Annotated in this window: 8 protein-coding genes; 2 read left to right on the forward strand and 6 right to left on the reverse strand. The window is 73.5% G+C overall.

Translation table 11 applies throughout. From position 1 onward, the window contains the following. Nucleotides 1-50: 50 nt before the first annotated feature. From WMF24_RS27520 to WMF24_RS27530, 3 genes are all read right to left on the reverse strand, one after another. Nucleotides 51-1,559: a protein kinase domain-containing protein gene (locus tag WMF24_RS27520; RefSeq protein ID WP_437730368.1), complete on the reverse strand. Its 1,509-nt coding sequence runs from the start codon at nucleotides 1,557-1,559 to the stop codon at nucleotides 51-53. Nucleotides 1,560-1,727: 168 nt separating this feature from the next. Continuing rightward, entirely contained in the window at nucleotides 1,728-2,615 is an 888-nt protein-coding gene (locus tag WMF24_RS27525; protein WP_437730369.1) for a LolA family protein, read from the reverse strand. A gap of 134 nt (nucleotides 2,616-2,749) precedes the next feature. After that, nucleotides 2,750-4,984 carry an HTH domain-containing protein gene (locus WMF24_RS27530; protein ID WP_437730370.1) on the reverse strand — a complete coding sequence of 745 codons (2,235 nt, stop codon included), beginning with the start codon at nucleotides 4,982-4,984 and terminating at the stop codon, nucleotides 2,750-2,752. Between the two features lie 395 nt (nucleotides 4,985-5,379). On the opposite strand from WMF24_RS27530, the gene WMF24_RS27535 reads away from it, so the two are divergent. After that, on the forward strand, nucleotides 5,380-5,772 hold the full coding sequence (locus tag WMF24_RS27535; RefSeq protein ID WP_437730371.1) for a hypothetical protein: 393 nt from the start codon (nucleotides 5,380-5,382) through the stop codon (nucleotides 5,770-5,772). 258 nt (nucleotides 5,773-6,030) lie between these two features. Here WMF24_RS27535 and alaS read toward each other — a convergent pair whose 3' ends face one another. The 3 genes from alaS to WMF24_RS27550 all read right to left on the reverse strand — a co-directional run bounded on the left by alaS (nucleotide 6,031) and on the right by WMF24_RS27550 (nucleotide 12,392). Beyond that, on the reverse strand, nucleotides 6,031-8,793 hold the full coding sequence (gene alaS / locus WMF24_RS27540) for an alanine--tRNA ligase (protein WP_437730372.1): 2,763 nt from the start codon (nucleotides 8,791-8,793) through the stop codon (nucleotides 6,031-6,033). Between the two features lie 233 nt (nucleotides 8,794-9,026). Next, nucleotides 9,027-9,866 (reverse strand): HEAT repeat domain-containing protein, encoded by an 840-nt coding sequence (locus WMF24_RS27545; RefSeq protein WP_437730373.1) that lies wholly within the window; start codon nucleotides 9,864-9,866, stop codon nucleotides 9,027-9,029. 258 nt (nucleotides 9,867-10,124) lie between these two features. Then, nucleotides 10,125-12,392 carry a TIGR04551 family protein gene (locus WMF24_RS27550; protein ID WP_437730374.1) on the reverse strand — a complete coding sequence of 756 codons (2,268 nt, stop codon included), beginning with the start codon at nucleotides 12,390-12,392 and terminating at the stop codon, nucleotides 10,125-10,127. A 563-nt stretch (nucleotides 12,393-12,955) separates the two neighbouring features. On the opposite strand from WMF24_RS27550, the gene WMF24_RS27555 reads away from it, so the two are divergent. Further along, complete coding sequence (locus WMF24_RS27555; RefSeq protein WP_437730375.1) at nucleotides 12,956-15,085, forward strand: OmpA family protein; 2,130 nt, start codon at nucleotides 12,956-12,958, stop codon at nucleotides 15,083-15,085. The last annotated feature ends 112 nt before the right edge of the window (nucleotides 15,086-15,197 follow it).

The following is a 15,197-nucleotide window of genomic DNA, read 5'->3' on the forward strand; positions in this document are numbered from 1 at the left end:
GTGACGGCGTGACGGGCGTCGACGTCGCGACCCCGCGGCGTGACGGCGCTCTACCTCCCCCGCCAGGGATCGACGATCTCGCTCGCCCGGCGCGGGCTCCGGCGCGGCGCCGGGCGCGCCGGTGAGGCCTGGGGCGCGATCGCCGCCTCCGGCTCCGCGGTGCCCGAGGGCGGCGTGGCGTCCCTGACCGGCAGCCCCTCGACGACCGGCGCGCCGTCGAGCGCGGGCGCGCCCTCGGCCCCGGGCGCGCGCTCGACGACCGGCAGGCGGTCCATCGCCGGCGTCGCCCCGCGGATCACCACCGGCGGCGCGGTCGTGCGCGCGGCCTCGGGCTGCACCGGCGCGACGGCGCGCGCGGCGCCCTCCTCCGCGGCGGGCCGCAGCGCCGTGAGCGCGACCGTCCCGCTGATCACCGACAGCGCGCCGCACGCCACGAGCCAGCGCGTCGCGCTCGCGCGCGGCCTCTCTGCCTCGCGGATCTCCCCGGCCGCGGCGGCCGTGAGCGTGCCGGGCTGCGACGGATCCGGCAGCGGCGTGAGCGCCTCCTCCGGCGGGCGCGGCGCCTTGCCGTCGGTCCACGTCAGCGACCCGACGTCGCCCGGCCCCTCGGGCTCGGCCGTGCCGCCCGGCGACAGCCCGAGCAGCGTCCCCGTGCGCGACGCCGGCGGCGGCCGGGGCGCGGAGGGCGCCGGCAGCGGGACGCCGACGTCGCCCGCCGCGGCGACGAAGGCGAGCACCATCTCCTGCGCCGACGCGAACCGCTGGGCGCGATCCCGCGCGAGCGCGCGCAGGAAGAAGGCGTCGAGCTCCGCGGGCAGCTCGGGCGCGATCCGCGTCGCCGCGGGGATCGGCTCGACGAGGATCCTCGACAGCACCGCGCCGAGCACGTCGCCCTCGAACGGGAGCTTGCCCGTCACCGCGCGGAAGAGGATGACCCCGAGCGACCAGAGATCGCTGCGCGCGTCGAGGTCCCTGTCGCCGCGCGCCTGCTCGGGGCTCATGTAGAACGGCGATCCCAGGAGCTCGCCCGTCTTCGTCGTCTCGTCGCTGAGGAGCTTGCCGGTGAGCTGCTTGGCGATGCCGAAGTCGAGGACCTTGACGATCTCCTCCTCGTCGTCGACGCGCGCGAGGAACAGGTTGCCGGGCTTGAGGTCGCGGTGGACGAGCCCGGACTCGTGCGCGCGGCGCAGCGCCTTGCCGGTCTGGATCGCGACGCGCGCCGCGTCGGCGAGCCCGAGGCGCCGGACCCTCCGCAGGCGGCGGCTCAGGTCCTCGCCCCGGAGCAGCTCCATGACGAGGTACGGGACGGTCCCCTGGATGCCGTAGTCCTGCACGCTCACCACGTGCGGGCTCTCGAGGTTCGCCGCCGTGCGCGCCTCGCGGTAGAAGCGCGCGCGGAACTCGGGCGAGGCCGCGTGCTCCGGGTCCATGAACTTGATGGCCACCGGCGCGCCGAGGTGGACGTGCCGGGCCGTCCACACGGAGCCCATCCCACCCCGCGAGAGGGGCGCTTCCAGCCGGTATTTTTCGCCGACGATCGTTCCCGGCTCGACGTCCATCGCCGACTCCTCTCGCCAGGGCGAGGTGGATTCGGCTTTTCTAGACGTTCGCGCGGGCGGCGTCCACGCGGAATCCGCGCGGAAGGCGAGCGGTGAAGCGCGGTGGAGAGGCGACCGGCGCCGCCGGCAAGCGAAGTGGCCTACCAGGAACCCCCTGAGCGCTCCGACTCAGTCCTGGCAGTCGACATAACGACGGATGACCCCGCCAGGGACGGGCTGCGTGAATGCCCCCGAGACGAGGGGCGGATTCCACTTCGCGTCCTTGTATTGAAAGATGACGTCGTCCTCTGTGTTCGGCACCCGCATGCGGATGGACCGCGGGATCTCGGCCTCGCAGACGCCGCCGCTCGGCGGGATCGGATCGTCGATCCCCTCCGGATCGACGCGCGGCGGCGCGGTGTGGATCACCTCGTGATGGCTGAGCTCGGCGTGATACAGGTCGAGTCCGCGCTGCGCGACCCGGACCTGCCGGACGCGCAGGCGCTGCTGGGACCACGGGAGGCGCCAATCGTCCGGGCGCGGCTCGAGGTGGATCTCCTCGGTCGCGTCGCGGGTGCTCTGGATCAGCACGCGGTAGAAGCCGTCGCCGTCCCACGCGATCGAGGCGGCGCGCGGCTCGTGCACGAGCACGGGCGCCTCGCCGCGGAGCAGCGAGACGAGCGCGTGCCCCGGGATGGGCACCTGCGTGAGCCGCGCCAGGTTGCACGCGCTCGCCGGCCCATGCAAAAGCTGCTTCTCGCCGACGTCGAGCATCTGGAACAGCGTTCCATCCGACGTGAGCGTGTAGAGGTTGGCCCCGAAGGGGCTCACGATATCGAAGCGGACCCGATCGGGATTCACCGCCAGGATGTACACGTCGCCGCGGATCCGCCCCTGGCGGGAGAAGTGGTCGATCTTGGCGGTGCCCTGCACGCCGTTCACGCAGGCATACGTGTCCTTCATCCGGCCGAGCGCCGCGTCGGCGGTCGGGAATCGGGATGGAGGGGGAGCCACGGAGCCGCAGCCGGTCACGAGCACAGCGAAGGTCGCGACCCAGGCGATCGCGCGATGACGCATGGGCGCGGACGCTGACAAGGATCGCCGAGCCCGTCAACCGCGGAAGCGTGGGAGAGGCGCTGGCGAGGGAGGGAACAGAAGGGCCGCGGCGCGTCCGGCCGGAGCGAGCCCCGGCCGGACGCGGGCGACCGGGATCAGGACGCCCGGAGCGCCTCGAGCAGATCGACGTCGGGGATCGCGATCGGGAGGCGGGCGCGGAGGACAGCGACGTCGTTGTCCTCGCACAGGCGCGCCACGGCGAGGCCGTCGAAGAGCGAGATGGGCGCGGTCCCCGGGATCGCGGCCTCTTCCCGAGCGCCGGAGAGCATCTGACCGGAGGTCAGGATCCATCCGGCGGTGGCGGGGCCGTAGTGGTGGAGCGAGCCGCGGAGCTCGGTGACCCGCTCGCGGCCGACCTCGCGGCCGTCCCGCCGGATGACGAGCGCCAGCTTGATCTCGTCGCCCGCCGTGCGGAGCGCCCCGGAGAAGTGGCTCTCGCCGCCCGGCGCCCCGGCGCGGCGCACGGCGCGGAGCTGGCCCAGCCCGATGCGCTCGAGGGCGAGGACGCAGATCTCGACGAACGCGTGGCCCGGAAGCTCCGAGAGCTTGCGCACGAAGGCGCGGCGCGCGGCGTCGCGGTAGCGCTCCACAGCCGCGAGCGCCTCCTGCTCGAGCCGCGAGAGGTCGCCCGACAGCAGCCAGTCCGTCAGCGCGATCCGGCCGCCGGCGAAGCGGAAGCGGGGCCGCTGCCCCGCGGCCGTGCGGCGCGCGTTGTCGGCGCGCACGGCGGCCGCGACCTGGGACTGCACGAGCTGCACGTCGCCGGCCAGGCGGCCGCGGCGCTGCGCCGTCTCCGCGATCTGCCGGAGCGAGACAGCGCCCGCGTTCCGGTCGAACGTCGAGAGGATGCCCGCGATGGCGTCGGCGAGGTCGCGGCCGGCCAGATCGTCGAGCGCGTGCCCCTCACCGCCCGTGAGCTCGATCACCTGCGGGCCGCGGTACACGGGCTCGGCGCCGAAGCTGTCGGCGCGCTCGGTGCGCTCGACGCGCTCCGGGCGATCGATGCGCTCGAAGCGCTCGGTGCGCTCCGTGCGCTCCGTTCGCTCGGAGCGCGGCGGCTCGCCGCGGCCGTTCTCGCGCCGCGCCTCGAACACCGGCGTCGCCACGTAGGAGGGCAGCCCCCCGGAGGAGCTCACGTTGGCCTCGGCGGTCCCGCGGCCGCGGCGGCGGCGGCGGCGCCGGCGGCGCCCCTCGCCCTGCTCGCCCGACGAGCCGGGGGTCGCGCGGTCGTCGCCGCCGAGGATCGGCTGATCGTCGTCGTCCTCCTCGTCGAAGAGCTCCGCCGCGCCCGCGACGGCCTCGGCCCGCATCGCCTCGTCCGGGCCCGGCGGCTCCGCGTCGTCGAGCTCTCCCTCGTCCTCGTCGACGTAGGCGCTCGCTGCGCGGGGGGAGGACGGCGCCGGCGGCGGCACGTGCTCGCGCGCTGCCGCGATCTCCACGCCGTTCATCCCGGCCGCGCCGGTCGCGCCGGCCGCGAGCTCGTCCTGATCGTCGCTCTCGGGCGCGGCCTGCGCCTCGTCGCCAGCGGCCTCGGTCTCGGTCTCGGCCGCCTCGGCCTCCGTCTCGGTCTCGGCCGCCACGGCGCCCGCGTCGCTCTCGTCCGCCGCCTCGTCGTCCGCGGCCGTCTCGAAGAGGGTCGGCTGCTCCTCGTCCTTGCGCGCCTTGACCGCCTCGGGCTTTCCGCCGCGCTTTGCCTTCTTGCCGTCGAGCCCCGACTTGATCGTCTTCTCGTCCCACTCCCGCAGCGCGAAGACGCCCGGCTTGACCCGCACCAGGGGGTTGTCCGCCGTGTCCTTCTTCAGGGTCGCCGCCAGGCGGGCGCCCATCGTGACCTCTGGGCTCTTTCCAACGTGGCTAAGGAGGTTCTTCTCGATCGCGATATCGGTAATCTCTTTATAATGAAGCGGTCTGCCAACGAGGCGAAGCACCTCGGCGGCTGCATCCGTGAACGTCATTTTGTTCGCCCTTCGGGCGCGCCGCCCGGCGGGCGCCCTCGTCGTCCCCATCGCGGCCGCCCCGTCCAAACTGGCTGACGAAGCGCGCGGGATACCCCACCGCAGCCGGGAAACGCACATTCGCTCCCACTCGGCCACGACGCGCGGAACGGCGTGCTCGTAGCATGCTCGGGAGCGGAGGTCAACGGGCAGCGCGATCTGGCTCAGGACAAGCCGCTGACCGGCCTGAGGAGCATGGAACCGGGGCGCGGCCGGCGCCAAGCCTGGAGCGGCCGGGCGCCGCAGGGAGCGCGCGGCGCGGGCGCGCGGCCGCCTCGCGCGAGCGCCACAAGCATCGATGTGGACCGAGAGCGGCTGTCGGCCAGTCCGGAGCATGGGAACCACCGAAGACGGGAGATCGGTTGAGCTGTCCTCTCCTGGCCGACCTCGCCGCGCGCATGTCCGTGTTGTCGTGCCGGCGCGTGGAGATCATGTGATGATGGAGAACGCGATTGGGACGTGGTGCGCCCGCCAGCGCGCGTCGCGCTGGCTCCGGACGCGCCGAGCGGGGGAGAGGCGCGCGCGAGCGCAGGAGACAGCGGGAGAGCGCTGCCGGGCAGAGCGCGGGAGAGCGCTCCCGGGTAGAGGCGCCCCGGGCGGCCGGCGTCGCGCCCGCCGGGGCGCGCGGCGACCTGGCCGGCGGGCGTGGACACCGCGCCGGCAGCCGGCGCGACGCCCAACATCGCTTTTGCGCTTTGCCATCGCCCGGATAAGAGGGTTACGCTGCGTGGGTGGAGCTTTCGCGGTTGCTCGATGAGCTCACCCTGGCGGCCAGCAAGGTCGGCATCGACGTCAGGATGGAGGCGTTCGACCCGCACCTGTCGGACGCGCGAAACCCGCGCGGCGGGCTCTGCAAGGTGCTCGGCAAGCGGCTCATCCTCGTCGACGCCAACGCGTCGCTGCCGGACCGCATCGCCACCGTCGCAGGCGCGCTCGCGCGCGTGGACCTGGAGTCCGTGTTCCTTCCACCGATCGTGCGCGCGACCATCGGCGCTCATGCCCCCGGCGCGCGGGCGCGCCCGGCCGCCCCGGGCGAGCCCGTGCGGCTGCCGGTACGCCGCGCGAAGGGCGGAAAGGGCCAGCGCCTGCTCCCGCTCGCCCGCACCAAGTGGCGTGACGCCTGAAGGCCACGGCGCGCGGGCGCGCCCGCTCGCGCAGACCTGGAGTCCGTGTTCCTTCCACCGATCGTGCGCGCGACCATCGGCGCTCATGCCCCCGGCGCGCGGGCGCGCTGGGCGCGGGGGCTTCCGTTGTGTGCGGTGCGCGTGGAGGGATGACGAGAGAGGAGCCTCCAGGCCACCAGGAACGTCAGGACGCAGAAGAGGAAACAACTTGAGTCCTGGCGCGTCCTGGCGCTCCTTGCCCTGGGAGGTCGCGGGGCGTTACGAGGCGAGCGTCCGCTCGACCTCGGCGTAGGTCGCGGCGATCGCCGCGTCGAGCTGCGCGACGTCGGTCCCGCCGGCCTGCGCCATGTCGGGGCGGCCGCCGCCCGAGCCGCCCACGATGCGGGCGATCGGCTTGATGAGCTCCCCGGCCTTGAGCCGCTCGGTGGCCGACTTGGACACCATCACCGCGAGCTGCGCCTTGTCGCCGACGGCCGCGCCGAGCAGCACCGCCGCGCGATCGCCCAGCTTGTCGCGCAGCTTCTCCGCCAGGTCGCGCAGCGCGCCCGGGTTCGTGCCGTCCGGCACCCGCCGCGCGAGCACCTTGACGCCGCCGATCTCCCGCGCCCCCTCCAGCATCGCGTCGATGCCGCCGCCGCCGCCGCCCTGCGCGGGGCCCGCGCCCTCCAGGATCCGCCGCTCCAGCTCCGCCACCTTCTTCTCGAGCTCCCGCTCGTGCGCGACGATCTTCCCGATCTTCTCGGCGAGATCGCCGCCCTGCGCCTTGGCGACCTGCCGCGCCCGCGCGAGCTCGGCCTCCACGCTCCGCGCGTACGCGAGCGCGTTCAGCCCCGTGGAGGCGAAGATCCGGCGCACGCCCGCGGCCACGCCGCCCTCGCTCGTGATCTTGAACAGCCCGATGTCCCCGAGCGCGCGCGCGTGCGTGCCGCCACAGAGCTCCACGACCTCGGGCGTCATCGTGAGCATCCGGACCGTGTCGCCGTACTTCTCCTCGAAGATCGCCATCGCGCCCCGCCGCCGCGCCTCGTCCATCGGCAGGATCTCGGTCGTCACCTTCGCGTTGGTGAGGACCTTCTCGTTCACCATGTCCTCGATCCGCGAGATCTCCTCGCGGGTGAGCGGCCGGTTGTGCGTGAAGTCGAAGCGGAGCATGTCCGGCCCGACGCGCGAGCCCTTCTGCTGCGCGTGCTCGCCGAGCACCTTGCGCAGCGCCCAGTGCAGCACGTGCGTCGCCGAGTGGTTGCGGCGCGTCGCCGACCGCGCCGCGTGGTCCACCGCGAGGTGCACGCGCTGCCCCACCGCGATCTTCCCCTCGCGGACGACGCCCTCGTGCACGACCAGGCCGGCGAGCGGCTTCAGCGTGTCCTTCACCTCGACGCGCGCCCCGTCGGCCGTCACCTCGCCGACGTCGCCGACCTGCCCGCCCGACTCGGCGTAGAACGGCGTCTCGCGGACGACGATCTCCACCGCCTGCCCCGCCTCGGCGTGCTCGACGAGCGCGCGGACCTTGCGCGCCTTGTCGCCCTCGCGCTCCACGTCGGCGGCCTCGACGCGGAGAATCGCGACGATCTCGCTGTCGCCCTCCTCGTGCTCGTACCCGGTGAACACCACCGGGTGCGCGAGCGCCGCGCGGGCCGAGCGGTGCGCGATGTCCACGGCGGCGGTCGGGTCGATCGGGCCGTCGGCCTCGTCGCCGCCGTGGATGATCGCCTCGGCCCCCGGGACGTCGACGTCGAAGTTCGACTCGGCGCAGATGACCTGCGTGAGATCGAGCGGGAAGCCGTAGGTCGTGTAAAGATCCGCGGCCGCGGCGGCCGGGAGGGTCCTCTCGCCCGACGAGCGCATCTCGGCGAAGCGCTCGTCGAGGATCTTCATCCCGCGCTTCAGCGTGGAGCGGAAGCGGACCTCCTCGTCCTCGGTGACGCGGGCGATGAGCTCCCGTCGGTCGCGGAGCTCCGGGTACGTCTCGCCCATCCGGCGGACCACCTCGAGCGCGACCTCGTGCAGGAACGGCCTGTCGATCCCGAGCCGGTGCCCGTGGCGGATCGCGCGGCGCATGACCCGGCGGAGCACGTACTCGCGCCGCTGCCGCTCGGGCATCACCCCCTCGGCGATCAGGAACGCCGCCGTCCTGGCGTGATCCGCGATGACCCGCATCGACACGTCGTCGTCGGCGCTGCCCGCCGTGTACGGCTTGCCGCTGATCTCCGCGGCCTTTTCGACGAGCCCCCGGAGCAGATCGGTGTCGTAGTTCGACGTCACGCCCTGGAGCACGCTCGCGATGCGCTCCAGGCCCATGCCCGTGTCGATGCTCGGCGCCGGCAGCGGCACGAGCGGGCCGTCCTTCTCGACGCGCTCGTACTGCATGAACACGTTGTTCCAGATCTCGGTCCAGCCGCTGCCGTCGATGCGCGGCTCCTCGCCGAAGCGCGCCACGTCGGGCTCGCTGCCGTGGAAGAAGTGGATCTCCGAGCAGGGGCCGCACGGGCCGACGTCGCCCATCGTCCAGAAGTTGTCCGCGAGGCCGAGCCGCAGGATGCGGTCGTCGCCGAACCCGGTGACCTTGCGCCAGATCGCCGCGGCCTCGTCGTCGGCCGGGAAGCCCCCCTCGCCGTTGTAGATCGTGACGACGAGCCGGGACGGCGAGATGTCATAGACCTTCGTCAGGAGCTCCCAGGCGAAGGCGATCGCGTCTTCCTTGAAGTAGTCGCCAAAGCTGAAGTTGCCGAGCATCTCGAAGAACGTCTGATGGCGCGCGGTGACGCCGACGTTCTCGAGGTCGTTGTGCTTGCCGCTGATCCGGATGCACTTCTGGCTCGAGGTGGCGCGCTGGTAGGGGCGCTTGTCCTTGCCTGTGAAGACGTCCTTGAACGGCACCATGCCCGCGTTCACGAACATCAGCGTCGGATCGTTCTGGGGCACGAGCGGCGCGCTCGGAACGATCTCGTGCCCGCGCTGGGCGAAGAACTCGAGGAACGTGCGTCGGATCAGATCGGAGCTGGCAGGCGTTGCGATGGGCATAGGAGGACGCGCGGTCTAGCACGACCGCGGAGCGGCTTCCCCCCGCTCGAGGGCGCCGCAGCGGGCCAGCGCGGCCGGCCGGTGCCGCCGCGGGCCGGCTGCGCCGCCGCGGACCGGCTGCGCCGCCGCGGGCCGGCTGCGCCGCCGCGGGCCGGCGCGGCTGGGCCGCCTGCCGGACCGGCCGCCCCGCCCGGGGGCGGCCGCGTCCCGGCGCGCCGCGGCGGGGGCGCGGGTCAGCGGCCGGAGGAGACGGCGCTCGTGCCGGAGGCGGCCTCCAGGGCGAGGGGCGCCCTCTGGAGCGCGCTCTCGATCGCGCCGGCGACGGCGTCGTTCTGGAGCTGGGCGAGCTCGCGCCGGCCCCTGGCGCGCTGGGCCTCGGCGACCGCCTGGGCCGAGCCGATCATCGAGCCCTTCAGCGTCTGGCTGGGCATCTCGCGGATCACGAACTCGACCTTGGCCGCGTAGCCGATCCCGTCCGTCCCCTGGCGCTTGCTGAGCTGCGTGACCGAGCCGTCCAGCGTGAAGGCCGGCAGCTTGCGGCTCTTGCCCACCGCCGCCACGTCCGTGCCGTCGGCGACGATCTCGATGTCGGCGAACTGCGCGACGCGATTGCGCGTGTGCTGCCGGAGCAGCGACCCGATCGCCGCGTCCTTCACGCCGGAGCGGTTCTCGAACTTGCCCAGGCTGACGACGAAACGCGCCTTCGAGGACGACCTCGACAGCTTCTCGATGGCGGCCTGGATCTGGCGCTTCAGCCCGGGCGCAGGCTCGGTGGCGAGCGCCGCCTTGAGCGCCGGGACGGCCGCGGGGTTGCCCATCGCCCCGAGCGCCGTCGCGGCCGAGGCGCGCACCGCCGGGTGCGCGTCCCGCAGCGCCTTCTCGAGGGCCGGCCGCGCGCCCGGGCTCTTCGACCTGGCGAGCGCCAGCGCCGCCGCCACCCGGAGCCTGTAGTCCTTGCCGACCGCGATGTCGCGAAAAGCCGACGTGTCGCCGTCCTCGGCGATCGACGGGGAGGTCCCCCCGAGGATCATCGAGGTCGCCAGCACCATCGCAATGAAGAGACGACGAACCATCACGTCCCTCCGGGGATCGGCGGCTCTCGCCGTCCGTTCTCCCTCGGTAAACCACTCAGATCTCGTGACGCGCCCGGCGTCCAGACGGCCTTATCCTTGGCCAGGACGGTCGCGAGATCAAGGCCTGTGTGGCCCCGAATGGCTCATGCAGGACTCATGACGAGCACGGCAGACGTGGTCAACACGCCGCCACGCTGCCGCCCCGAGCGCTCATTTCCAGACACACTGCTACGGATGAGCCCGGGTCGGCCTGTCGTATCAGAAGAGGATACCGAGATACCAGCGCACCGTCTGGGCGGTCTCCAGGTCGACCTCGTGGAGCGCCTGCTGCCCCGGGAGCTGGCCGAGCCCGCCGAGCGGAAACAGCACGCCGTACTGCACCGCCGTGTAGAAGCCGCCCATCTTGTCCGGATCGTCGTTGAGCGTCCCGTCCTTCGACTGGAAGTAGAGCTGACCGTTCAGCTCGATGCCGAGATCCCGGGCGTTTCCGGGCGCTTGCACGAACTCGGAGGCGCGGCTCCAGATGAGCGAGGCGCCCAGGCCGGCCCGCTGACCGTTCTTGTCACGAGCGAAGTCCCAGTCCACGCCAGGGCGGAAGTAATAGGCCCCCTGGACCCGAGACAGGATGTTCCTGAACAGGATCTGGTCGACGCGGTAGTCGGGGTGGAAGCGGAAGGTCGAGTAGGTGCGATCCGTCGAGTTCTGGGGGTCCATGGCGCCGATCGCGCTGCCCCGGGGCTTCAGGGCGGGCACGTCGTCGTCGCCGGTGGCGTAGCCGAAGCCGAAGTGCAGCCGCAGGCGGCCCTCCATCTCGATGAGCTCCGCCTGCGTCGCGATGCCGAACTGCCGGATGCCCCAGCCGTTGTCGTCCGGCGAGAGGGCGTTGACATAGTCGCTGTCGAAGCTCCCGCGCGTGTCGAGGGAGCCGTAGATCATCGCGGCCTCCAGCTCGAAGCGGAACTTCTTGTAGAGGAGCTGGAGCCACACGTCGGGGATGATCATCTCCGCGCCCCGGTGCACGTACCCCCTCGCGACCTCGTCGGCGGTCTGGCCGAGCGAGGCGCCCGGCAAGGCGTCGCCCACGGCGCCGTCGTTCGCCCCGGCGTTGTCGTTCGCCAGCGTCTGCTGCCGGTAAGCGAAGTAGACGCCGCCGTTCACGACCATGTTGCCGCGGGCGAGCTCGAGCTTCTGGAGCTCCGGGTTCTTGCGGCGGACGGCGACGAACACGTACTGATCGACGTCATCGGCCTGGGCGAGGTCGTAGGGCTGGCCCTCGAGCTCCTGGAGAGAGGCGCTCGTCGCGCCCTCGTTGGTCCAGTCCCACGCGCCGGCGAAGTAGAGGTCGTATTTCTTGATGCCGGTGACGAACATCAGCCGGTCGACGGTCGACTGGTAGTCGGAGTCGTACCCGTCACCGCTGTTCGCCACCATGCCGAGGCCCCAGTGGTTCGGCATGCGGCCGAAGCGCAGGAGGCCGATCGGGGTCATGTACTCACCCCAGACCCGCTTGACGGAGATGGAGTCCTTCGGCGCGTTGATTCCTGCGCTCGGCGCCCACTGGGTGCTGGAGAATGCCCCGAGCGGCGAGTAGCCGCCCCGGCGGACGACCTCGTAGCCGTCCGCGCCCGGCCGGTTCGCGTAGCCCTCCGGCGTCGAGCCGAGCACCACGTTGTCGAGGAGGTCGACCTGCGAGAGGATGCGCAGGTTGTCGCTGATGTGCAGCTCGGGGTTGAGCCGGAACCGCATGTTCGCGCCGGCCTGGGTGTCGTTCTCGCACCGGCCGTACGAGCGCACGCCGCCGGTCGTCCCCTTGCTCGGGTCGCAGAGGGCGACCTGGTGGGTCGCGTCGTAGGAGTTGTCGGCCGGCTGCGGCCAGAGCGCCTCGTTGCGCGCGTCGACGCGGCCGAGGGCGAAGCTGTTGAAGAGCTCCCACCGGAGCCGGTAGTAGCCGTGGAGCTCGAACGTCGGCCGGGCGTGAGACCACCAGTCCTCGGCGTAGACCTCGCTGGGCCGGGCGCCGATCTCCCCCTGCGTCGCCCGTCGCTCCTCGGGCTCGGTCGTCCCGGCCGCCGCCGGCCCCTCCGAAGCAGCCGGCCTGGCCGGCTGCGGGGCCGAGGGAGCCGCCGCCCCGGCGGGCGGCATGAGCGGCTCGGCCGCCGTCGCGGGGGGCTCGAGGGCCTCCACGCCGTCGCCGACCGGCGCCGCGCCGGGCTGCGCCGGGGCAGGCTGCGCCGCGCCGGGCTGCGCCGGGGCGGGCTGCGCCGGGGCAGGCTGCGCCGCGCCGGGCTGCGCCGCGGGGCGCTGCGCCGCGCCCGGCTGCGCCGGGGCGGGCTGCGCTGCGCCGGGCTGCGCCGCGGGGCGCTGCGCCGCGCCCGGCTGCGCCGGGGCGGGCTGTGCCGGAGCGGCCGGCTGGGCTGACGCGGAGGACGCGCCCAGCGCGATCGCGAGCGCGAGGCCCGACCGGAGGCGACGGCGAGGGGTGCCAGGGCTGCACGACGTTCCCGGAGACCGCAACGAGATGGGCATCTGCTTGGTTCGTTCGCGCGTTGTCTGCCCCGCGCGCAGGAAGAGGTTGAAGGTCCGAGCTCTCGGTGGCCCGGAGGCCGGGGGCCGATGTCTCATGCCCGGCCTGTGTGGTCAAGGCGCCGCTCGGCCCCGACCCCTGGAACCCGGGCCCGGCGATGCACCCGGGTTGCCCGGGCAGCGCCCGAGCCGGCGCCCTGATGCGCGCGAGGCCCGACGCACACGAGGGCGCGAGGCCCGACGCGCACGGGTGTGCGAGGCCCGACGCGCATGGGTGTGCGAGGCCCGACGCGCACGGGTGTGCGCAGCGACGCCGGGCACCGCGCCCGCGCGAGGCCGCGGCCGGGCACCACGCCCGCGCGAGGCCGCGGCGCGATGTGGCCCCCTTGGAAATCTGCGCGCGATCCGGGAAGATTCGACCCCGTTGCGGTGGGTGCCGCCGCGCACCCCCGCCGCCGTACTCGCCTCACCGTCCGCGCGGAGCGCCTCTGTACCCAGCGCACGTCGGCCCTGCAGCGCGCGGCGCGTGCAGGACGGTCACCGGGAAGATGCCTGAAAGGGGATAGATGAGAAGGCTTCGAGCGCTGTGTCTGCTGTCGATCGCTGGCGCTGGGGTGGGGCTCGTCGCCGACGTGGCGCGCGCGCAGGAGGCGGTCCTCGAGGGCGAGCTGTCGGCGCAGCGGTTCGAGCCGGCGCCGGGCTCGAAGAACTACCTGAGCGTGGAGGGCGCCCGGATGGAGGCGTCGCTCGGCGTCACGGCGGGGCTCCTGTTCGACTACGCGCGCGAGCCGTTCGTCGTCGAGAGCTGCGTCTCCGCGACCGACTGCTCCGCCCCCGACGCGCTGAACAGGCGCGAGGTGCCGGTCATCTCGGACATGCTGACCTGGAACCTCCTCGCCTCGATCACGCCGACCCCGTGGCTCCAGGCCGGCCTGCGCTTCCCGGTCGCCTACGTGAGCGGCCAGGGGATCGACGCCGCGACGGGCGCGCCGGCCGCGCCCACCGCTGAAGCGCTGAAGGCGTTCGGCGCGGGCGACCCGACCCTCGAGGCGAAGGTGCGGTTCTTCGGCGGGCCGCGGGATCCGCTGGTGCTCGGCGCCGCGGCGGACGTGAGCTTCCCGCTCGGGCACGCGACCAGCGAGGGGAGCTACCTCGGCAGCTCGTCGCCGGTGACCGCGGGGCTGCGCCTCATCGTGGACGGCAGCGCGGGGCCGCTGTCGTTCGGGCTCAACCTGCGCGGCAAGCTGCTGCCGGAGACGGCGCGCATCGGGGGGACCGAGGTCGGGCCTGTCGAGCTCCGGTACGGCGCGGGGCTCGGCTACGAGATCACCCCGGCGCTCCGCGTGCTCGCCGAGGGGTTCGGCGCGACCGGCTTCAGCGCGCAGGGCGGGACCAACTCGCTCGAGGTCGACGGCGCGCTCCAGATCGCGCCGCGCGACCTCGGCCTCGTGTTCACCGTCGGCGGCGGCGCCGGCGTCGTCCAGGGCATCGGGGTGCCCGCCGCGCGCGCCATCGCGGGGATCCTCTTCGTCCACGAGCCCGGGGACGAGGACGGGGACGGCGTGCGCGACGCGGCGGACCGGTGCCCCGCGCAGCCCGAGGACAGGGACGGCATCGCCGACGAGGACGGCTGCCCCGAGGACGACGCGGACGCGGACGGCGTGCCGGACCCGAGCGACCGCTGCCCGGTCAAGGCGGAGGTCATCAACGGGCTCGACGACAAGGACGGCTGCCCCGACGAGCTGCCGGACCGCGACAAGGACCGCGTCGCCGACGCGAAGGACAAGTGCCCGGATCAGGCGGGGCGCGTGCTCACGCCGGAGCACTACGGGTGCCCCGACACGGACGAGGACGGCGTGCCGGATCCGGTGGACAGGTGCCCGGACTCGGACGAGGACACCGACGGGTACGAGGACGAGGACGGCTGCGCCGACGTGGACAACGACCGCGACGGTATCCTCGACCAGCAGGACGAGTGCGTCGACGCGCCCGAGGTGAAGAACGGGTTCAAGGACGAGGACGGCTGCCCCGACGAGGTGCCCGACGCCGACGCGGACGGGATCCCGGATGAGAAGGACAGGTGCCCGAAGCAGCCGGAGAACCTGAACGGCGTCGAGGACCTGGACGGCTGCCCTGACCGCGGCGCGAGCCTCGTGCAGGTCGGCGACGAGAGCATCAAGATCCTCCAGCGGGTCGAGTTCGCGCTGAACAGCGACAGGATCCACGGCGCGCAGAGCTTCGCCGTGCTCGACGCCGTCGTCTCGGCGCTGAAGCTCCACCCGGAGATCTTCAAGGTGGAGGTGGCGGGTCACACCGACAACGCCGGGCCGGCGGACATGAACCGCGCGCTGTCGCAGAAGCGCGCCGAGGCCGTCGTCGCCTACCTCACGAGCAAGGGCGTCGACGCGAACCAGCTCGTCGCGAGGGGCTACGGCCCGGACAGGCCGATCGAGGACAACAAGAGCGCCCTCGGGCGCCAGAAGAACCGGCGCGTCGAGTTCGTCATCCTCCACTCCGTGAAGAGGCCGCAGGCGCCGGGCGCGGAGGAGACGGCGCCGCCGGCCGCGGCGCCTCCGCCCGCGGGAGCCGCGCCTTCGCCCGCGGGAGCCGCGCCTCCGCCGCCGGCAGGCTCGCCAGCGGCAGCGCCTTCGCCGGCGGCGCCGCTGCCGCTGGCGCCTCCGCCGCCGAAGCCGTGAGCGCCGCGGATCCACGGGCCCTGGCGCCGGACGGTCGGGGCCCCCCGGCCGTCCTCTCGTCGCGCCTCTCGTCGCGCCTCTCGTCGTGATCGACGGCCGGGGCCCGCCGTCC

It is taken from the genome of Sorangium sp. So ce1335 (genome assembly GCF_051521615.1).
Lineage (GTDB): Bacteria > Myxococcota_A > Polyangia > Polyangiales > Polyangiaceae > Sorangium.